This window comes from Xenorhabdus miraniensis, from assembly GCF_002632615.1.
Genome location: NZ_NITZ01000006.1, coordinates 157,811 through 181,774 on the forward strand (window position 1 = coordinate 157,811; position 23,964 = coordinate 181,774).

Here is a 23,964-nt window from a genome sequence, read left to right on the forward strand (position 1 = left end):
CAGCGACGTTAACCCAACGTTTCTCTTGGTATGCCCTTTATATTTCATTCCCTTATTTTTCAGCTAAATGGCGTAGGTTTTCTTTGCCAAAAAGATAATGCCTTGCCTATTTGATAGAAAACATAACTCAGAATGCTGGCCGCGAATATATAGTAGATTGCCATGACATAAGCCGACACATTATGAGCAAGGAAAACGTACATGGAGATAGCAGCCAGTGTAATTAACCACCCCATTGGTTTCACCATTGACCACGGTGTAATATCCACCTGCTCTGTATACACTTCCTGATAAGATTCAGCCGGGAAGAAATAACCAATCGTCAGCATGAAAACGATATTCAGAACAAACAGAATGCCTACCAGATGGAAAAAATGAATATTGATGTTCAGGACAAAATTACAAACGATGTAAGCTGACATACCAAACAGCAACCCCAATTTTGCTGCAATCGGGGGAACGCGTTTTGTCATTAACCCGACTAATACCACACTGAGGATGGGGGCATTAAAAATACCCTGTAATTGTTGGATCAGATAGAACAAACCATCAGGTGCATTAGCAACAAGTGGGGCAATGATCATTGTTGCCAGTGCAAGTACGATCCCCAAATATTTGCCTACCGCCACAGTTTGTGCTTCCGTAGCGTTCGGGTTAATCCTCGATTTATAGATATTGACGGTAAATAACGTCACGGAAGAATTCAGGCCACCACTGAATGTTGAGAATACAGCTCCCACGACAACGGCGGCAAAAAAGCCAACCAGAATTTTAGGTAATACCAACTGCACTAATGCAGGATAGGCATTATCTGGATTATCCATCTGACCACTGAAAATATGGAATGCAATTATCCCCGGCAAAATAATAATCGAAGGAATAATGAGCTTAAATAAAGCACATAGCATTACACCTTTTTGCCCTTCCGCGAGGTTCTTGGCACCTAATGATTTCTGCACAATAGATTGATTGGTACACCAGAAAAACATGTTAGAGACAATCAAGCCAGTAAATAGCGTCGAGAATGGAACAAGTGAATCTTCGCTACCTATGGAATTGAATTTATCAGGATGAGCCTGATAAACATCGGTCAGACCTTTCCAGGCGTTACCATCCCCGGCATATAACAAGGCAAAAATGGTTACCATCAATCCGCCGACAATCAGGCCGACACCATTCACGGTATCAGCCACTGCAATGGCTTTGATCCCGCCGAAAATAGCGTAAATCGCACCGAGTCCCCCGACACCCCAGACCATGATCCAAAGCGCCGTAGTTTTATCGACGTGAAAAACCTGCGAAACCTGAAAAAGACTTTCCAGCGCAATGGCTCCGGTATATAGCACAATGGGTAATAATGAAATGACATACATCGCCAGAAATAGAATTGATGTAATGAGTAAGGTATTTCTATCAAACCGACGCTCAAGATATTCGGGGATCGTTGAAATGCCTAATTTCAGATATTTTGGCAAGAAGTAAATAGCAAACAACACAATAGTTAATGCCGCAATCACTTCCCAAGCCATAACAATGAATCCAGTTCTGAAAGCTAATCCATTTAAGCCAACCAAATGTTCTGTAGACAGATTCATTAATAACATGGAACTGCCGATATATATTCCGGTCAGGGAACGTCCGCCAAGAAAATAACCTTCGGTTGAATCACTTAAATGTTTGTTTCGTGTTTTGTAATAAGCAATTCCTGCGACCAGTAACGTAAAACCGATAAAGGAAAGAAAAGCTGACATATGACCCTCCACCCTGATTAACCGTTTTCAGGCATTAAAAACCATCGTTCTGTTCTTAATTTGTTGAAATGACGATTTGTTGAAATAGCGAGACATTTATAAGAGCTGTCTGCCACAGTGATGGTTGCTGGAACAGGCATGGTTTTTTATGAAATAAATGTTCCAGCTATACGTTTTATAAGGCCCGGTTATAACTTGATTTCTTTACCAGATTGCAGGGATTCGAGTGCCTTATCTGCAAGGTACAGTGCCTGTTCACCATCAATACCGCTGGTTTCAGGAATTACTCTACCTGCCATAACATCAACAAAATGGCTCCATTCTGCGATATAGGCTGCACGGTAGCGTTGCAAGAAGAAATGCTCTGGTTTGGCTGCAATACAACCTTCTTCTCCCCAGAACTCGACACTGTTTTCCCTGATATTTCCTGCTGCCAACAAGCCTTTCTCACCGTGCAACTCAAGACGCTGATCATAGCCATAGCCTGAACGGCGGCTGTTAGTTATGGTCGCCATTACTCCCGATGGGAATTTCATAACAATAAATGCAGTGTCAATGTCTCCTGCTGCGCCAATGGCCGGATCAACAAGATTGCTGCCCTGAGCATAAATAGCACACGGTTCTTCACCGATGATAAAACGAGCCATGTCAAAGTCATGGATGGTCATGTCCCGGAACATGCCGCCAGATACGCGGACATATTCAGCGGGTGGTGGAGAGGGATCACGAGAGGTAATCAGCAAGGATTCCGCTTTGCCGACCTTACCGGCATCAAACAAGTTTTTTAGCCGACGGAACTGAGGATCGTAACGGCGATTAAACCCGATAACCAAAGGAACCTGACACGCTTTTACCGTAGCAAGACACTGACGAACCCGTTCTAGATCAAGATGAACCGGTTTTTCACAGAAAATCATTTTATTGTGTCGGGCTGCCAGTTCTATCAAATCGGCGTGGGTATCCGTTGCTGATGCGATAAGCACACCATGAACATCAGGATCGGCCATCGCTTCTTCTGTGGTCTGAATTTTGGTTTGATATTTTTGTACCAAGATTTCAGCACTTGCCAGGTGTGGATCTACCACAGAATAAAGGCAAGTTTCTTTATGATTAGCAATGTTAGCAGCGTGAACCTGCCCAATTCGCCCAGCGCCAAATAATGCAATATTGAACATGAATGCTCCTTGATATCTGCTTTTGGTGTGGATGAAAATATATCAAACAAAATATTTATTTCAATTTCGTTTTATTTGAATAAATTTATTTTTTAGAGCCAGCTCATAACTTTCACTTGGGGTGCATCTTGCTAACAATTTCCTCCATAGCCACTATGCCACTATGAGGAAAAGATGCTTCTTCAGCATATTTGCATTTTGAGATAAGGAAAAATGGACATTCTGTTGATCCGCACAATTTATTACCACCGGAACAGCAACAAGAGTGTGTCTAGATACTCAGTATCGGTTAATATTGGCGCACTTTATTTTTCACATATTCTCTGATTTTTTCCGCCGATGCGGTGATCGCTGGTTCCTCAGCAATCTGCGCGGTTCCTGTTCTCCACCAAGATTCATAATCATGCGTCATGGTTTTAGGCAGGACTTTAATATCAATCAAAGTCGCACGTGGCTGTTTTTGCGCATCCAGCAAAGCGGCAATTAATTGTTGCTCGTTATGCACCCGATAACTTTTGCAACCATAACTTTCCGCATTTTTGGCAAAATCCACGGGTATCAAAGCGCCGTCCAACTTGCCGTTTTGCTGATTGCGATAACGATTTTCCGTAGCAAAACTTCCCATGCCTTGACTCATCTGCAAATTATTGATGCAGCCAAACCCGGCATTATCAAACAACAGAACGGTGATCTTGATGTTTTCCTGAATGGCAGTTTGTAATTCGCTGTTCAGCATCAGATACGAACCATCACCGACCATGGCATAAACTGGCTGTTCCGGGCAGGCAAGTTTTGCCCCCAACGATGCCGCAATTTCATACCCCATACAGGAGTAGCCATATTCCAGATGATAAGTATCTGGTACTTTTGGCCGCCAAACCCGCTGCAAATCGCCCGGCAGTGAACCCGCAGCCCCAACAATGATGGCGTTTGGCTCCAAATACTGATCCATCAGGCCAAGAACACGAGTTTGAGTCAGGTTGGTTTGCAATGTTTCACTGTACTCACTTAATTTATTATCCAAATGCCCCGCGATTTCTGGCTTAAATCCGTCCTGATACTGAATAGAGAACAGCCGCTCTAATTCTTTCTGCCAAGCTGATTTGGCCTGTGCTATTTCCTGCTGCCACGCTGAACGCCATGTTGTTTCTGTCAGTTCCTGCGCAATTGCATTCAACCCTTCACGGGCATCCGCCAATACACCTACCGCATCCAGTTTGCACACATCAAACTCCGCCACGTTGATAGTGAGAAATTCCACATCTGGATGCTGGAATAATGACTTCGAGGCGGTCGTAAAATCAGTAAAACGTGTCCCAACACCAATAATCAAATCAGCTTCTTTGGCAAGCAGGTTTGCAGCCAAACAACCCGTCGTACCCACCCCGCCACAATTCAGGGGGTGATCTGCCACAACTGCACTTTTTCCTGCCTGTGTTTCAGCAAATGGAATATTGAATGTTTCAGCGAAATGGCGAAAAACATCATGGGCTGCGGAATAACGCACACCTCCCCCACAAATCAGCAGCGGCTTTTTCTTGCGCTGAATCAGTGCAGCAGCCTCTTGAATACGCACCTGAGAAGCAGGACGGCGTTCAATTTGGTGAACCCGTTTCTGGAAGAAGTCATTAGGGTAATCCCATACTTCTCCCTGAACATCTTGCGGAAGACAAATCGTGACAGCGCCGGTATCAGCCGGATCGGTCAATACCCGCATGGCGTGGATCATAGCTGTCATTAGTTGTTCTGGTCTGGAAATACGATCCCAATAGCGGGATACCGGACGGAAGCAATCATTGGTACTGGTGGTGCCATCACCATATTGTTCTATTTGTTGCAAAACCGGATCTGGCTGACGGCAGGCAAAGGTATCTCCCGGCAATAACAAGAGCGGGATGCGGTTTGCGGTTGCGGTTGCCGCAGCCGTGACCATATTGGCAGCGCCCGGCCCGATAGAAGAAGTTACGGCAAAAATCTGCCGACGCTTTTTTTGCTTGGCAAAACCCGTAGCAATATGTGCCATTCCCTGTTCATTACAACCTTGGTAAACGCGAAGATGTCCCGGCTCCTGCTCCAGTGCCTGACCTAATCCCACCACATTACCGTGCCCAAATATTGTGAATACACCTTGGATAAAAGGGTATTCTTCTCCATCAATACAGATATATTGCTGGTTGAGAAATTTGACCAAGGCTTGAGCCATCGTCATTTTCTTCGTATTCATCACTCTGTTTTTCATGAAATAGCTACTCCATTGTTGGCATCACAAAGCTGCTATCGTGATGATTAACCAAACTCAATGCCGTGTCATAATCCAGCTACCGGATTAAAAATAGATGTAATGCGACCACTTTGGCTATCAGTGAGTTGCCCGCCAATAAAATTTTTAACCTGTTCCATTCTGAGCCTCTCTAAAAATACAATGACGATTGAATCAATAGAAGTTAATCAATAGACGTTGAATCAAGATGCCACAGATATATGAAATAAACATTTCACTTTTAATGAGAATTGAAATGCGTTTTAATTAATGTGATCAACACGTTATTTTTATGCAATTATATTCATCATACAGTGGCAACTTGCGAATATCTTCGCCTGCATCAAGCATAATTGCCTGATGAATGAATTACCTATTTCATTAAAATTTCTTTATGGAGGCATTATGTCTGCTGCATCTAACCTGAATGAACTTCAAGAACAAGTACGCTCACGCTATGGTGAATTAAGTAAAAGATTACAGCAGGTTGCAAGATATGTATTGGATAATACGAACAGTGTTGCATTTGATACTGTTGCCGTTATCGCAAAAGAAGCTGACGTTCCGCCTTCCACTTTGATCCGCTTTGCCAATGCCTTTAATTTCAGTGGATTCAATGAAATGAAACAATTGTTTCGCATGAATCTGGTGGAAGAAACAGCCAGTTATACCGATCGGGCACGCCTGTTCAAAGAATTAGACGGTGCTCATCAAATACCGGAAGAACCCCAACATATTTTGCAGGAATTTGCCCATTCCAATGCTCAGGCCATGCAGCAACTCGCTGCCCGTACACCGGCAGAGGATTTAAATAAGGCAGTGAATTTGCTGGCAAATGCGCACAATATTTACATTATTGGGCTGCGCCGCTCTTTCAGTGTTGCATCATACCTTGCTTACGCCCTCAGTCATCTCGAATGCCACCCTATGTTGATCGATGGTTTAGGTGGTATGTTCCGCGAACAAATGAATATGATTGGCCCCAAAGACGTCGTGATATCCATCAGTTTTACACCGTATGCAGAAGAAACCGTAATGGTAAGCGAAAGAGCGGCAAAGGCAGGGGCAAAGCAAATTGTGATCACTGATAGCCAAATTAGCCCGCTGGCCAGTTTCAGTGATGTTTGCTTTGTGGTGAAGGAGGCACAGGTTGATGCGTTCCGCTCTCAGTCTGCAACCTTGTGTTTAGTGCAATCATTGGCAGTAGCGCTGGCGTACCGGCAGGGTAATGCAAGTTAACATGCTTGATCGTGCCTTTTAGTCGCCACTGGATCTTTTCCATTCGGGAGAAAATTCAGTGGCGGGTTCTTTATCTTAGTTCTATTTGGGAAGAGATGTCCGGCCATTATAAACATCTTTAACCGGACAATATCGTCGTCAATAATCGCTTGCTATTCCTGCAATATCACTGACATTACACCGCCTCCGCTTCACAATTCGTTGCCAACGCCATACTTAAGGTTTTAGCCAAAATGGTTTTATTTTCACTATCCTCCATCAGGCTAAAGTGGTCACCCGGTACAGATGTTAGCTGGAGCAAAGAGTCAGGCACGACCTGCTCCCAGCCTAACGACGGTTCCATACTCAAAGAGGGTAATGCGGATTCCGTCACGAAAGGGAGCTGCGGATAAGATTCTGTCGCATAGAACTGGTGGAGCGTTATCGTCAATGCTTGTGGTTCATATTCTTTGACCATTTGCACATAATTTTCCATCTGTTCCCAACGTCGCGCGATCAGATCAGGACGCAGGTTTGCCGGATAGAGTTCCAGTTCCTGCGCCGCAGCAATAAATTGCACCAAATTCAGTTTATCGATTCTCTGATGCAATACCGCAATCTCCCCTGCATGTTCCTCACCCGACTGTTTTGCCAGTTCAACAAGAAACTGGAGTTTTGGTTGAATGACCTGCTGCCTGAAACAGTGAGGGGCAGGCGTATCAATCAAACCCACAAAATCGACAGTCTCACCCGCGTTCAATAGTTGCTGGGCAATGGCATAAGCCAGTACACCACCAGAAGAGTAACCATAGATCCGGTATCGGCCTTCCGGTTGAACCGCCTTCATAAAGGTGATCATTTTGGCGGCCAACGCTTCAAGAGTCGATACCCGCTCTTCATTGACAGACGGCCAGGGCAGGGCATAAACCGGATAGTCTGACTGAATATGTTTAGCCAATCCAAAGACATAGGAGTAATCATACATGCCGCTGGGCACAAAGAATAACGGCGGTTCCGTTCCGAATGGCCGCACAGGTATCGCACTGCTTTGCGGCTGAGACAGTGGATCTAATGTGATTTTTGATACCAATTCGGCCAGCACAGGGAATTGGAATAGGTTATTCAATGTACACATCAAACCACGACCGGCGGCAAGGTTTATCATCCGTACAGCAAGCAAAGAATGTCCACCTAACGCAAAGAAATTGTCATAGCGGCCTATTTGCTCAACCCCCAGCAATTCACACCAAATGGCTGCCAATGCGATCTCAACCTCCCCCTGCGGAGCTTCATAGGATTGGTGAGCAAAGGCATTCTGATCAGGCTCCGGCAGTGCCCTGCGATCCAGCTTACCGTTAGGGGTCAGCGGAAATGCGTTCAGACAGACAAAAGCCACCGGTACCATATAATCAGGCAAAATAGCACTCAGATGTTCACGCAAACGGGCAGCCAATCCGTTATCTTCTTCCGCCACGACATAAGCGATCAGACGTTTATCCTGCCCATCCCCCAGAGCCAGTACGATAGCTTCACGCACCGCCGGATACTCCGTCAGCCGGGCTTCGATCTCACCCGGTTCAATACGGAATCCCCGGATTTTAACTTGCTGGTCGTTACGGCCAATAAATAACAGGTTACCATCCGGCAAATAGCGGACTAAATCTCCGGTTCGGTACATCCGTGCATCTGGTGTCTGACTAAACGGATCAGCCAGGAAACGTTCAGCAGTCAGATCAGGATGGTTGAGATAACCACGCGCGACACCATCACCACCAATATACAATTCCCCAACTGCTCCCAATGGAACCGGTTGGCCATAGGCATCCAGCAGATAAACACAGGTATTGGCTATTGGACGTCCGATGGGGATTAATGCATCTGTATAATCTGCCGGACAACGCCAGGTGGCGGCACATACCGTGATTTCTGTCGGGCCATAAGCATTAAACAGTGTGGCTCGGCCACGCAGTGCCTGAAATAACGCCGGATTGGACGCTTCTCCTGCAAATATTAATGCCGGTTTTATCGCTATCGCCGGTAAATCAGCCCCATCCCGCAACAAAGCCGGTGTCAGGCAAATATGCGTCACTGCATGTTGTTCCAGATAATACCAGAGGTGACGCGGGTCCTGACGGACTGCTTCAGTCGGAATAATCAGCGTGGCTCCACTGTTCAGCGCCATCATAATTTCCCAGACACTGGCATCAAAACCAAATGAGGCAAACTGCAACATCCGACTGGTTGCACAAACATCAAATTGGGTAATTTGTGCCAAAGTCAGGTTAACCACGCCACGATGTTCAACCATCACCCCTTTAGGCGCGCCCGTCGATCCAGAAGTGTAAATCACATACGCCAGATGCCGGGAGGTTAACGTAAATATTTGTGGGTTACTGTCCGGCTGATAAGGTAAAACATTCGGATCAAGCACAGTGAATTCTGCCAGTGCTTCTTCACCCAACGCAGTACGTCCTGTATTATCCGCCAGTACCACTGACGGGGCAGCATCATGCAACATATAAGCTAAACGATCACTTGGATAGCTTGGATCTAGCGGCACATAGGCTCCTCCCGCTTTCAGCACCGCCAGCAGAGCCACCACCATCACTGGCGAACGTGTCACACAAATCGCCACCCGCTGATCCGGTACTACACCCAGAGAGATAAGCTGATGAGCCAGCCGGTTAGCCTGAACATTCAGTTCTGCATAGCTGAAGAGCTGCTCCTGATATGTCACCGCTGTAGCATCTGGGGTTTTCTCCACTTGTTGTTCAAACAATTGATGAATACACACTTGTTCAGGATACGCTATTTCAGTTGTATTCCGTGTTTCCAACAACAGTCTGCGTTCCGCCGGTGACAAAATATCAATTTCCCTGACAGGTTGTTGTGGGTTAGCCACCATCATTTGCAATACAGTGTGCAGGTAACCCACATACCGCTCGATTGTCTGTTGATCAAACAAGGCCGTTGAATAATTCAGAGAACCGACAATTCTGCCTTCTTCCTCAAACAGGTTCAGTTCAAGATCAAACTTGACCACATCAAGACCCTGATCAACCGGTAAGATTTCCAGCGATGGCAATTTCCACTCTACTTTCTCATTGTTCTGCCAGGCAAACATTACCTGGAACAGCGGGGTATACGCCAAGCTGCGCGGGGGTTGCACAATTTCCAGCACCTGTTCAAACGGCAGATCTTGATTATCCTGTGCCGTCAACGTAGTTTGCCGCACGCGCGCGAGTAATTCCGCCACATCAGGGGGGCCCGACAAGTCAATGCGTAAAGCCAATACATTGACAAAGAAACCCATCAGGGATTCAATTTCCTGACGACCACGGCCGGCACAAGGTGTGCCGATAACCAGATCACTCTGACCTGACAGGCGTGACAGAACCATCGCCCAAGCTGACAGAATGGTTATGAATAACGTCGTACCCTGCTGTTCACTCAGGCGCTTGAGGGATTTAGTTAACACCTCATCCAGATTGATAGGCAATGAACTTCCTATAAACGACTGCTGAGGAGGACGTGGCCGATCGGTTGGTAAATCAAGCAGTACCGGTGTACCAGCCAACATAGTACGCCAACAGTCAGCTTGGGACTGTAAACGTTCAACCGAAAGCCACTGACGCTGCCATGCAGCATAATCAGGATACTGAATCAGCAACGGTGGTAGTGGATCAGGTTGACCTGTCACAAAAGCCATATAGAGGGCACTTAGCTCTGATTTCAGTATCCCTAAAGACCAGCCATCAAAAATAATATGATGCAAGGTCAGCATAAATACATAATCATCGTCTGCCAGCTGTATCAGGCTGGAGCGGATTAATGGCCCCTGTGCAAGATCAAACGATCGCCCAAACTCCTCCATACACAAACGCTTAAGTTGTCCATCCGCGTCAGGTATGCCTCGCAGATCATATCTCTTCATGGGTAAACCGGGTTCAGCCGGCAATAGCCTGACTTGGGGTTGACCGTCAACCGTCACAAAGACAGAACGCAAGGCTTCGTGGCGGGCAAACAGAGCATTAAGCGCCCGCTGCCAGGCACTGATATCAAACTGACCACGCAAATGCTGTATTACAGGAATATGGTAAGTATCACTTACTCCTTCAAAGTGCGCGAGGAACCACAGATGATGCTGGCTAAACGACAATGGCAGAGCACTATCGCGGGATACCGGAGTAATCTCAGGCAGCCTGTCACTATCCTCATGACATTCCTCATGACATTCCTCATGACATTGTGCGTAGATCTTCTCTGCAAAAGCAGCCAGGGATGGTGACATAAACAAGGTGACAAGCGGTAGCTCAACACCGAAAGCTGCCACACGGTTCATCACCCGCGCAGCCAGCAACGAATGGCCCCCCAACGCGAAGAAATTATCATGTCGACTAATCTGTTCAACCCCTAACACCTCACGCCAGATAGCCGCTAACGCCGTTTCTATCTCCCCTTGCGGCGCTTCATAAACCTGACGGGCAAAGTCTTCCTCTCCCGGCGCTGGCAATGCCCGGCGATCCAACTTGCCGTTAGCGGTTAGCGGGAATGCGGTCAAACAGACGAAGGCCGCAGGCACCATATAATCAGGTAACAGAGCACTCAAATGCTCACGCAGGCTCGCTGCCAATCCGTCATCTGATTCTGCTAACACATAAGCGACCAAACGTTTGTCCTGCCCATCACCCAGAGCTAATACCTGCGCTTCACGTACCGCGGAATGTTCTGTCAGACGAGCTTCAATTTCCCCCGGTTCAATCCGGAAACCACGGATTTTAATCTGCTGGTCATTACGGCCAACAAATACCAGATTGCCGTCCGGCAGATAGCGAACCAAATCCCCGGTGCGATACATCCGGGCATCAGTGCCATCACTAAACGGATCAGCCAAGAAACGTTCGCTGGTCAGTTCAGGACGATTGAGATAACCACGGGCAACACCGGCTCCCCCAATATACAGCTCACCCACCGCCCCTAAAGGCACTGGCTGGCTGAGGGCATCCAGCAGATAAATCCGGGTGTTGGCCGTCGGACGTCCAATCGGAATGAATCCCCCCTGATAGTCTGATGGACAACGCCAGGCGCTGGCGCAAACGGTGATTTCCGTCGGGCCATAAGCATTGAATACCGTTGCCCGATCACTCAGTGCCTGAAGCAAGGCTACACTAGGAGCCTCACCGCCCAGTATTAAAGTTGGTTTGATGGTTATCGCCGGTAAATCCGCACCATCCCGCAGCAGCGCAGGTGTCAAACAAGCGTGCGTCACCGACTGTTCTTCCAGATAATGCCAGAGACATCCCGGCTCCTGACGAATGGCATTGTCAGGAATAACCAGACTGGCGCCACTGCCTAATGCCATCATGATTTCCCAGACACTGGCATCGAAACCAAATGAAGCGAATTGCAACATCCGGCTATGGGAATGAACGGCGAACTGGGCGATTTTATCCTGGATGAGGTTGACCAACCCGCCATGTTCAACCATCACGCCTTTCGGCGTCCCCGTCGAGCCGGAGGTATAAATCACATAAGCCAGATGACCGGAAGTCAACGCCGCAACATGTGGGTTATTATCTGGTTGATCAGGCGATGAATTCGGATCAAGAACAACATGTTGCGAAAGCATTTGCTCATTTAATGCTGAACGTCCGGTATTATCTGCCAACAAAATAGTCGGTGCAGCATCGGTCAAAATATGAATCAGACGTTCACCCGGATAAGCAGGATCTAGTGGCACGTAGGCACCACCCGCTTTCAATATTGCCAACAGCCCCACTATCCGCGCCGGTGAACTTGCCACGCAAATCGCCACCCGCTGATCCGGCTCAATACCCAGTGCGATAAGCTGATGCGCCAGCCGGTTAGCACGGATATTCAATTCCGCATAGCTAATGGATTGGTTTTCATAGACCAACGCTGTGGCATCCGGGGCATTCTCCACCTGTTGTTCAAACAATTGATGAATGCACAGTTGGTCAGGATAGGTTGTTTCGGTCGTATTCCAGGTTTCCAACAACAATGTGCGCTCAGTTTCCGGCAGGATTTCCAACATCTGTACCGGCGTTTTCGACGCCTGTTCAAGCGCCTCTGCCAGACTCTCCAGAGCCTGTTGCATATAACCACATATCCTTTCCGGATCAAAAGGTTGTACTACCTGAGCAGTCAGCCCCAAATCGGAACCACCATCCTCTACCGACAACACAAACGGGTAGTTGGTCCGCTCCTGTGCCCCAAGGAATTCAATTCCGCTGATGATTTCATCCGATGTGACCGGCGGGGTATTATGTCGATAATTCAACAACGCATTGAACAGCGGTGTCCCACTGGCTACCCCACTGCAACGTTGAGCCAGCGCCAGTGAGGCATGTTCATGCGCTAATAACCCCGCCAATCGGCTATGGGCAACCTGTACACTCTCCTGCACCGGGGTTTCATCTATATCCAATCGTAACGGCAGGGTATTAATAAACAGCCCCATGCCATTGTCGGCGCCTTCGCCAGCCTGCATACGCCCAAACAGCACCGTGCCAAACACCACTTGCTTCTGACCACTGGTACGCGACAATACCTGCGCCCAAGCCAAATGGCACAGCGCCGCCACACTGACACCCAAATGCCGGGCCTGATTACGCAGGCGGTTATTCAGTGCAGGCGGCAGCATTCTGTGCGATTCCGTCACCTGCGAGCCGTCATGGTGTACTTCCGTCAATCCGAATGGCAGTGTCGGCTCATCCACCGCCGCCAGCATATCGGTAAAGAAACGGGTATGTTCTTCCTGACTGATCCCCAAGTGAGCCTGAGCGACCAAAGTACGAAAAGGTACTGGCGCAGGCAAGCGGTCTCCCCGTCCGGTAAGATACGCCTGCACTTCGCTGTTCATTACCTCCAGCGTGGTATGGTCACCAATCAGGTGATGTAACAGTTGCAGCAAGATCCAGCGGCCATCAGTATTCTGAGCAATAACAAAGCGCAACAACGGTGCCTGACTCAGATCAATACGATGCTGGCACGGATCAAAGCGTTGGGACAGTTGGTCACTGATCGACCCGTCAGCCGGATTGAGTGTCAATTCTGTGATGAATAAGGGAACTTGACGACAAACCACCTGAGCCGGAGCTGATAATCCCTCCCAGATAAAAGCGGTTCGCAGGATATCATGGCGATCAACCACCTGTTGAACCGCGGCCAGATAACGATCCAGCAAAGTCCGATCCGCAAAAGCCTGTTGGGTTAACAGAAGATAAGGATCACCTTCATTCGCCAGCAAATGGTGGAATAAAATGCCATCCTGTAACGGTGACAAAGCATAGATATCCTGAATGTTAGCTATCCCACCCGGGATTTGATCAACAATACAGTCAATTTCAAGCTGAGTGAGGTCAATCAGCGGCAACATCTCCGGTGTTAGCACAGACGTATCCGGTGTAATACCGTTATCAGGCACCTTGATCGCACAATGCTGAGATAAAGACTGAGCCAGCACGTTCAATGTCGGATGCTGGAATAGCGATTGTACCGAAATGCCCAATCCCATACACCGCAATCGCTCAATCATCTGTACCGCCAACAACGAGTGGCCCCCCAGAGCAAAGAAGCTGTCGTGCCGACTGATCTTCTCAACTCCCAGCAATTCACGCCAAATGGTCGCTAACGCCATTTCTATCTCCCCTTGCGGGGCTTCATAAATCTGGCGGGCAAAGGCGTCTTCTCCCGGTGCTGGCAGTGCCTGACGATCCAGTTTGCCGTTTGGCGTCAGCGGAAACGCATCCAGACGTACAAAAGCCGTCGGCACCATATAATCCGGCAGCCGCGCACTCAGGTGTTCACGCAGGTGGGCGGCCAATCCATCATCTGTTTGCGCCACCACATAGGCCACCAGACGTTTATTCTGTCCATCACCCAACGCCACTACCAATGCCTCACTCACCACCGGGTGTTCAATCAACCGAGTTTCAATCTCTCCCAGTTCAATTCGGAAACCACGGATTTTAACCTGTTGGTCATTACGCCCAACAAATACCAAATTGCCATCCGGCAGGTAACGGGCCAAATCCCCGGTTCGATACATCCGCGTATCCGGCTGATCACTAAACGGATCAGTCAGGAAACGTTCGGCAGTGAGTTCAGGGCGATTAAGATAGCCACGGGCCACACCCACACCGCCAATATATAACTCACCGACTACGCCCAACGGCACTGGCTGACCGTGTTTGTCCAACAAATAGACACGCTTGTTAACTGCCGCTCTACCGATGGGAATTAATTCCCCTGTATAATCTGACGGGCAATACCAAGTGGTAGCGCAAACGGTGATTTCTGTCGGGCCATAGGCATTGAACAGCGTGGCCTGACGGTTTAATGTCTGGATTAGCGCCGGACTGGGTGCTTCACCGCCCAGTATCACGGTCGGCTTTATCGCCAGCGCTGGTAAATCGGCACCATCCCGCAACAGGGCGGGTGTCAAACAAGCGTGCGTCACCGATTGCTCTTCCAGATAATGCCAGAGACGGTGCGGGTCTTGCCGGATTGTTTCAGTCGGAATAACCAGCATAGCCCCACTGCTCAACGCCATCATGATTTCCCAGACACTGGCATCGAAACCAAATGAGGCAAACTGCAACATCCGGCTGGTGACACCAACCTCAAACTGGGCAATGTGTTCCAGCGTCAGGTTAACCAGACTCTGATGTTCAATCATCACCCCTTTCGGTCTGCCAGTGGAGCCGGAAGTGTAGATCACATACGCCAGATGCCGTGAGGTGAGATCAGGAATCTGCGGATTATTATCTGGTTGATCGGTTTCCGGCTGATCCGACAGGGTATTTGGATCGAGTACAGTTACCGTCTTCAGTGCTTCTTCACCCAGTGCCGCCCGGCCAATATTATCCGCCAGCAAAATAGTTGGCGCAGCATCAGTGAGTAGATAAGCCAGACGTTCACCCGGATAAGCCGGATCCAATGGCACATAAGCCCCGCCTGCTTTCAATACCGCCAGCAATCCCACTATTCTCTCCAGTGATCGTGTCACACAAATGGCTACCGGTTGGTCTGGCATTACCCCTAATGCAATCAGTTGATGCGCTAATCGGTTGGCGCGGACATTCAATTCAGCATAGCTGAGCGTCTGGTTTTCATACCTTACCGCTATGGCGTCCGGGGTTCTCTCTACCTGTTGTTCAATCAATTGATGAATACACAACTGCTCAGGATATGGCGCTATGGTCGCGTTCCAGGTTTCCAGCAACAACTGGCGCTCTACTGGTGCCAGAATATTAATTTCCCCGATCGGCTGCTGAATGTCAGCGACCATCGCTTGCAGTATTGTGTGCAAATATCCAACGTGTCGTTCAATTGTCGATTGATCAAACAGGGCGGTTGAATAACCGAGATAACCGACAACCCTGCCCTCCTCCTCAAACAGGTTAAGTTCGAGATCAAACTTAACGACATCAAAGGGTTGATCGATCGGTGAAATTGTCAGCCCCGGTAATCTCCATTCCACAATTTCATTGCTCTGCCAGGCAAACATCACCTGAAACAACGGGGTGTGCGCCAGCCTACGCGGTGGTTGTACAATTTCTACCACTTGTTCAAACGGTAAATCTTGATGCTCCTGCGCCGCCAGAGCGGTTTGCCGCACACGCGCCAGCAACTCCGTCACCTTAGGCTCACCCGATAAGTCGATACGCAAGGCCAACGTATTAACAAAGAAACCAATCAGGGATTCCACTTCCTGACGACTGCGACCAGCACTTGGTGTACCGATAACCAAATCATCCTGACCTGACAGACGAGACAGGACTATTGACCATGCTGATAGCAAGGTCATAAATAACGTGACCCCCTGTTGTTCACTCAGACGCTTAAGGGATGCCGTTAACTCTGCGTCCAAATTGATAGTCCACAGGTTCCCTGTAAACAACTGTTCAGGCGGACGTGGTCGATCAGTTGGCAAATCCAGCAAGACTGGCGCGTCAGCCAACATCATTCGCCAATAATCGGATTGAACCTGAACCCTCTCAGCAGAAAGCCACTGACGCTGCCATGCAGCATAATCAGGGTATTGGATCACCAACGGTGGCAACGGATCAGGCTGTTGGTTCAGACAGGCCGAATAAAGTGCATTCAGTTCTGATGTCAATATCCCTAAAGACCAGCCATCGGACACAATATGGTGTTGTGTCAGCAGGAAGACATACTCATCGTCAGCCAGTTGTATCAGAACAGAACGAATTAAGGGATCGCAGGCAAGATTAAACGGCATCTTAGCTTCCTGCTCGCACAAACGCTCAAGCTGTTCATCCACCTCAGGAGCGTTACGCAGATCGTATTGTTTCACCGGCAGACCAAATTCCGGCGGCAGGAGTTCAACCTGAGGCTGCTCATTTACTGTGATAAAAACGGAACGTAATGCTTCATGGCGGGCAAACAGGTGATTCAGCGCCTGCTGCCAGGCATGAATATCAAGCTGACCCCGTAAACGCAGTGCCAACGGAATATGGTAGGTATCACTAACTCCCTCAAACTGCGCCAGGAACCACAGACGCTGTTGCGCAAATGACAGGGGTAGCGCTCCGTCATGGGGTGTCGGTGTGATGATGGGCAATGCCCCACCCTGTTCATTAAGACGCTCATCAACCGCCTTAGCAAAGGCCAGCAAAACAGGCGCTTTAAACAATGCGGTCAGCGGCAGTTCGGCACCGAAAGCCGCGACACGGTTCATTACCCTCATCGCTAACAACGAATGACCACCCAGAGCAAAGAAATTGTCATGCCGGCTGACTTGCTCAACATCCAACAACTCGCACCAGATAGCCGCCAAGGCCATTTCAGTGTCCCCTTGTGGCGCTTCATAGACCTGACGGGCAAAGTCTTCCTCTCCCGGCACCGGCAATGCCCGGCGATCCAGCTTGCCATTCGGCGTCAACGGGAATTCATCCAGACGCACAAAAGCCGCCGGCACCATATAATCAGGCAAGATTGCGCTTAAGTGGGCACGCAGGCTGTTGATTAATCCGTCATCTGCCTGCGCTACTATATAGGCGACCAGCCGTTTGTCCTGCCCGTCACCCAGCACCAGCACCACAGCTTCACGCACCGCAGAGTGCTCCTTCAACCGGGTTTCAATTTCCCCCGGTTCAATCCGGAAACCACGGATTTTGACCTGCTGATCATTACGGCCAAGGAATTCCAGATTGCCATCCGGCAGATAGCGGGCCAAATCCCCGGTTCGGTACATGCGCGCATCCGGTTGATCACTAAAGGGATCAACAAGGAAACGTTCAGCGGTCAGTTCAGGGCGATTAAGATAACCACAGGCAACACCATCGCCACCAATATAAATCTCACCGGTCGCCCCCAGTGGCACTGGTTGACCATAAGCGTTCAACAAATAGAGGCGTGTGTTAGAGATTGGCCGACCAATGGGAAGCGTTGTCGTCCCTGCCGGCAATTCAGTGATGCGGTATGTCGTGGTAAACGTCGTTCCCTCACTCGGCCCATAGCCATTCAATAGCTGCTGAGGCGGGTTATTACGCAGGACCTGAGCGATCACATTCGGATTAAGGACATCCCCTCCGACAATCAAGATATGGATCTGTGGAAGAACCGGAGACAACTCCGCTGCCAGCCGGTTAAACAATCCAACCGTCAGCCACAGGACAGTAACCCGATGAGTCTGCAAAACCTGTACAAACGCCTGTGGTGTCAACAAGGTAGCATGGTCGATGACCACCAGCGCGCCACCGTTGAGCAAAGGCGTCCAGACTTCGAAGGTACTGGCATCGAAAGCCGGGTTAGCGGTAAAGGCAACCCGATCATCCTGTCCGGTTTCAGCATAACCATTATTGATAACCAACCGAACCACCGCACGATGAGGCACTACCACACCTTTTGGGGTGCCGGTAGAGCCAGAGGTATACATGATATACGCTGATCCGGTACTGGAAGCGGGTAAGTCAAGATTAAGGCGATCTTCTTCCCTGATGGTGCTTATCTCACCAGAGAGACGAAATAACGGAACAGCCAGAAGGTCAGCCGGAATATCGGTCCACATATCGGTAAGCAGCAATTTGGCTGAACAATCTTTTATCAACCCGTTCTTCCGTTCGTCCGGTACTCTGGGATCAATCGGGACATAAGCAGCACCCACCTTGAGAATAGCCAACTGAGCCACCACCAGCTCAATGGATCGCTCCAGCAAGATCGCAACATGCTCACCCGGAGAAATCCCTTGCTCAATTAACTGACGGGCCAGCCAGTTAGCACGGATATTCAGCTCCATATAACTGAGGGTTTGCTCTCCCGCTATCAATGCTGTGGCGTCAGGCGTTTTCTCTGCTTGTTGTTCAAACAACTGATGAATACATAACTGCTCAGGATACGGTGTTTCGGTCGCGTTCCAGGTTTCCAGCAATAATGTACGTTCCGTTTCAGGCAAAATATTCAGTGCCCGTACCGGTGTTTCCGGGGCCTGCTCCAGCGCGTCTGCCAGACTTGTCAGTGCCTGCTGCATGTAATCACATACCCGATCCGGTTCAAACGGTTGCACTACCTGCGCAGTCAGTCCCAGAGTAGAGCCCCCATCCTCTACCGACAGCACAAACGGATAGTTAGTCCGCTCCTGTTCCCCCAGAAATTCGATACCCGGTACAGCCTCATGTGGGATCAGCGGCTGCTCATTATGCCGGTAGTTCAGCAAGGCACTAAACAGTGGCGTGCCGCCCGCTACCCCACTGCAACGCTGTGCCAGTGCCAGTGAAGCATGTTCATAATCCAGCAATCCGGCCAGCCGGGACTGTGCCAGCCGTACACTGTCATGTACCGGCGTGTCATCCATATCCAGCCGCAGCGGCAAGGTATTGATAAACAGCCCCATGCCGCTATCAGCCCCTTCCCCTGCCGCCATGCGCCCGAACAGCACCGTACCAAACACCACTTTATTCTGCCCGCTGGTTTGTGACAGCACCTGCGCCCAGGCCAGATGACACAATGTTGCTACACTGACGCCCAGACGCTTTGCTTGCTGACGAAGGCGGTCGTTTAACTCCGGCGATAACATCCGGTGCGATTGTGTGACCTGCGAACCATCACGATGTACCTCGGTTAGTCCAAATGGCAGCGTCGGCTCATCCACGTCAGCCAACATGTCGGTAAAGAAGCGGGTATGTTCTGCCTGATTGACATTCAACCGGGCCTGCGCCACCAGATTGCGGAAAAGCACTGGTACTGGCAAGTTGTCGTCCTGTCCGGCAAGACAGACCTGCACTTCGCGCTGCATCACTTCCATTGTTGTATGGTCGCCAATCAGGTGATGCTGCAATTGCAACACATGCCAGCGGCCATCAGTTTCCTGCGCCACTGTTTCTTGTGCTACTGTTTCTTGTGCTACTGTTTCTTGTGCTACTACAAAGCGCAACAACGGGGCCTGACTCAGATCAAAACGATATTGACGTGGGTCAAAACGGTGAGCCAATTGTTCACCCACTGGCCCGTCAGCCGGGTTCAAGGTCAGTTCAGTGACCGATAAAGGTGCTCGACGCCAGACTACCTGCGCCGGTACAGATAATCCCTGCCAGATAAATGCGGTTCGCAGGATATCATGGCGATCAACCACCTGTTGCACTGCTGCCAGATAGCGATCCAGCAGCGCCCGGTCAGCAAAAATCATCGGATAGGCCAGCAGATAGGGGTCAGCTTCCTTCGCCAGCAGATGATGGAATAAAATACCGTCCTGCAACGGCGACAGTTCATAGATATCCTGAACATTAGCGATCCCGCCCGGCACTTGTTCAACGATATGGTCAATCTCAGACTGGGTCAGATCAATCAGCGGTAACATTGCGGGTGTCAGCACGGTGGTCGTTGAGGTAATGACATTCGGCGGCACGACGACAGCCTGATGTTGATCCAATGTCTGAGCCAGTTCTGACAGCACCGGGGACTGGAACAGGTTACTGGCGGCCAGTGTCAATCCCTGATTGCGCAGACGTTCAATCATCCGTACACCAAGCAGAGAATGACCACCCAGCGCAAAGAAACTGTCATGTCGGCTAATTCGCTCAATACCCAATAATTCGCGCCAAAGAGTCGCCAGAATAATCTCCATCTCTCCTAGCGGTGCCTCATAAACCTGACGGGCGAAAGCGTCCTCCCCCGGAGCTGGCAACGCCCGGCGATCCAATTTACCATTCGGCGTCAATGGGAATTCATCCAGACGCACAAAGGCCACCGGCACCATATAATCCGGCAACCGCGCACTCAGGTATTCGCGCAAGCGGGCAGCCAATCCGTCATTCTCTTGGGTCAACACATAGGCAACCAGTTGTTTGTCCTGCCCCTCCCCTAACGCCAGCACCACAGCTTCACGTATCGCCGGATATTCCACCAGTCGAGCTTCAATTTCCCCCGGTTCAATCCGGAAACCACGGATTTTAACCTGCTGGTCGTTACGCCCTAAGAATTCCAGATTACCGTCCGGCAGATAGCGGGCCAAATCTCCGGTTCGGTACATATGCGCATTCGGTTTATCGCTAAATGGATCTGTGAGAAAGCGTTCAGCGGTCAGTTCAGGGCGATTGAGATAACCGCAGGCCACGCCGTCACCCCCGATATAAATCTCACCGGTCATGCCCAATGGCACTGGCTGACCATCAGTATCCAGCAAATAAATCCGGGTGTTGGCAATGGGTCGGCCAATAGGAATCGAAGCCGTCCCCGATGTTAACGCGTCAATACGGTAGGTCGTGGTAAACGTGGTTCCCTCACTCGGACCGTAGGCATTCAATAACTTTTGTGGTGGGTTCTTACACAGCACTTGAGCAATGACATGCGGATCGAGGACATCTCCCCCGACCAGCAGTATTTTAAGTTGGGGCAGCACCGGGGACAGCTCTGTTGCCAGCCGGTTAAACAACCCGACGCTCATCCACAAGACTGTAATGCGATGCACCTGTAACGCCTGGACAAAATCCCGCGGTGTCAGCAACGTGGTATGATCAATAACCACCAGCGCAGCACCGTTAAGCAAAGGCGCCCAAACTTCAAAGGTGCTGGCATCAAAAGCCGGATTAGCGGCGAAAGCAATCCGGTCATTGGGTTCGATGTCAGCATAGCCATTATTAATAACCAACCGAACGACAGCCCGGTGAGGCACAATGACCCCTTTTGGTATACCTGTCGAACCGGAGGTGTACATGATATACGCTGGCTCGGCACTGGCACCCAATAAATCAAGATTGTGATGCTCTTCTTCCCGGATCGATTCTGTCTCGTGGGTAAAACGGAGCCGCGGGACAACCAATTCAGCCGGGATTTCCGTCTGCATATCAGTCAGCAGTAATTTTGCAGCACAATCGTTTATCAGCCAGTTTTTCCGTTCATCCGGTACGTTGGGATCAACAGGAACATAAACCGCACCAGCCTTAAGGATAGCTAACTGAGCCACCACCAGTTCAATTGAGCGTTCTAACAGGATTGCGACATGGTCACCCAGACAAATCCCCTGTTCAATCAGTTGACAAGCCAGCCAGTTGGCCCGGGTGTTCAGTTCTGCATAGCTCAGTGCCTGATCCCCGGCGATTAACGCTACAGCATCCGGGGTTTTCTCTACCTGTTGTTCAAACAACTGATGAATACATACATGGTCAGGATATGGGGTTTCCGTGGCGTTCCAGGATTCCAGCAACAGAGTACGTTCAGCCTCAGATAATCCATTAAACTTTCCCGCAAATATGTCGTCACTCACCTTTTCTGACGACACATTCACTAACTCTGCTTCAAGGGTATTTTCCTTGCTGGTAATACTGTCTTTCATCTGCTTACTACCTCAACGAATCTATTGGATATTTGAAAATTGTTATTCCCAGAAACCATCACAAATGTTTTTCTTTTATTTTTAGGAGAAATAACAGCGGGCACGCCAAGCATCGAAAGATACTCAGTCAATACTTTCTCTCAGGCGCTGGATGTCATAGTCTGGTCAATAACCGCACAACCAAAAATTATGTGGCAATAATTTTCCAGACAGCGGAATAAAGGGTTCATTTGATGAACCGGAAGAAGTTATTCCATTTTTTTCCTGTTTTTTAGATAAGCGTCTTTGATTTACCGCAATTTTTTATTAATCGATGCTGAATCCCATAACAAAATAAAAATGGATCTATTGAATGTATCTATTGGCATGAGCGCTAAGTCCTTGCTGTATTTTGTCCATTCAGTATTAATATCTAATTGAAATTATTTCATATGAAATAAGGTGTTTATGAAAATATATAATCCCTAACAACCAAGGAACAAGGAAAACCAAATTAAGATATTATTTATCATCACCTTATAGTAAACACATGTATATTTACCCATATAAAAAATAAACTAACTTTACTACATATTATTTTATAATAATCAAATTGCATAACTAATGTAAATGTAAACGATAATTATATTTAATAACTAAATGAAACAATTTAGAATGAATACTAATTTTTGTACACATTCCTTTGCAATAATAGAAAAACATTATGAATATGAAAATTCATTGAATTTAATACCCTTGATAAATAATATCAAAATAAAAAAATAATATGGCTAATTATTTATTTAAATATATATTTCATTTCCATTGATAGCGAAACGAGTGACATGGAATCCCAACCTAAAGCCAATATTTATAAATAATCAGAATTTTAAACTGATGGGATTAATTTAATAAACAAAATGACCATAATATTAGAAATATACATTCATTAATTCTATTAATTCGATATAATTTCTGGGAGTGGATCGCTTTGAGACGTGGCAATAACTGGAATCCGAGCAATCCGCAGAAAGCAAAAGCTATTGTGCTCTGACCGAGTGGATCAACGTACTGTCGATCAATCTCCATCTCCGTGCAATGGTGGATCACACCCTCGATCATTGATGCTACTTCCGACGATGGGGGACTTGGTGAGCTTTCCCAACGCTTGCAATATAGCCAGGTCATCATGTTCAAAGCCACCCGACTGCCGAAATTCCATGCCCAATTCACTCAGCAGGAAATGATGGAAGAGGCTATGTATGCCAGTGATAACCATATAGGGCAAACCTGCCAACATTTGTCCATTATTCCTCTGCCTTGTGATCACTACGATATTATCGAACAGGAATCACAGATTAATGAAAGAATGCTCGAAATGGTTGATTAAACCGATTGTTGTCAAACAGGCGCAATTTTTAGATAGATTTTCCTTTGGTTTTTAAATTCTCGCTACCCCCGACAATAGGAACTCCCCCTCGCATTTGGGGCATTCGACTAAATCCGCCTCTCCAGTAACGGGAATACCTTTATAAGTATAACCACCCACAGCAGTAATCACTTTTCCACAGTGATCCATTGATTTTTTTTCAGGTGGTAAAAATGATTCAGACTTATCTTTATAAGTTTTCCAGTAACTTGAAATAGTATTGGATATGAATTCACATCCTGTTAAACATAGGGTAAGTGGTAATATTGTTAATAATCTGAATATTACTTTCATTATTAGCCTCTTATTATCGTTTCTCAGAGTAACGTTGTAAG

The 23,964-nt window shown here is 48.3% G+C and carries 7 protein-coding genes and 1 pseudogene; 2 read left to right on the forward strand and 6 right to left on the reverse strand.

The features are described from left to right. Positions 1 to 59 precede the first annotated feature (59 nt). From Xmir_RS08160 to iolD, 3 genes are all read right to left on the reverse strand, one after another. The gene (locus tag Xmir_RS08160; protein WP_099113896.1) at positions 60 to 1,751 is read right to left on the reverse strand and encodes a solute:sodium symporter family transporter; all 1,692 of its coding nucleotides are present in this window, start codon (positions 1,749 to 1,751) and stop codon (positions 60 to 62) included. Positions 1,752 to 1,939: 188 nt separating this feature from the next. Further along, entirely contained in the window at positions 1,940 to 2,926 is a 987-nt protein-coding gene (gene iolG, locus Xmir_RS08165) for an inositol 2-dehydrogenase (RefSeq protein WP_099113897.1), read from the reverse strand. Positions 2,927 to 3,215: 289 nt separating this feature from the next. Continuing rightward, positions 3,216 to 5,150, reverse strand: a complete 1,935-nt coding sequence (gene iolD / locus Xmir_RS08170) for a 3D-(3,5/4)-trihydroxycyclohexane-1,2-dione acylhydrolase (decyclizing) (protein ID WP_099113947.1) — start codon at positions 5,148 to 5,150, stop codon at positions 3,216 to 3,218. A 441-nt stretch (positions 5,151 to 5,591) separates the two neighbouring features. Between iolD and Xmir_RS08175 the strand changes: the two genes are divergently transcribed. Further along, positions 5,592 to 6,425, forward strand: coding sequence for a MurR/RpiR family transcriptional regulator (locus Xmir_RS08175; protein ID WP_099113898.1), 834 nt, complete (start codon positions 5,592 to 5,594; stop codon positions 6,423 to 6,425). Positions 6,426 to 6,600: 175 nt separating this feature from the next. On the opposite strand, the gene Xmir_RS08180 is transcribed toward Xmir_RS08175, so the two are convergent. Further along, positions 6,601 to 22,221, reverse strand: coding sequence for a non-ribosomal peptide synthetase (locus Xmir_RS08180; RefSeq protein WP_099113899.1), 15,621 nt, complete (start codon positions 22,219 to 22,221; stop codon positions 6,601 to 6,603). Between the two features lie 942 nt (positions 22,222 to 23,163). Continuing rightward, positions 23,164 to 23,340, reverse strand: a pseudogene (locus Xmir_RS08185) (Tn3 family transposase); the annotation flags it as partial. Between Xmir_RS08185 and Xmir_RS08190 the strand changes: the two are divergent. After that, a complete protein-coding gene (locus tag Xmir_RS08190; protein WP_167385953.1) occupies positions 23,294 to 23,590 on the forward strand; it encodes a hypothetical protein in 297 nt (98 codons plus the stop codon). The pseudogene Xmir_RS08185 and the gene Xmir_RS08190 sit on opposite strands and share 47 nt — an antisense overlap. A 51-nt stretch (positions 23,591 to 23,641) precedes the next feature. Here Xmir_RS08190 and Xmir_RS28115 read toward each other — a convergent pair whose 3' ends face one another. After that, complete coding sequence (locus Xmir_RS28115; RefSeq protein WP_099113901.1) at positions 23,642 to 23,923, reverse strand: PAAR domain-containing protein; 282 nt, start codon at positions 23,921 to 23,923, stop codon at positions 23,642 to 23,644. Between the last annotated feature and the right edge of the window lie 41 nt (positions 23,924 to 23,964).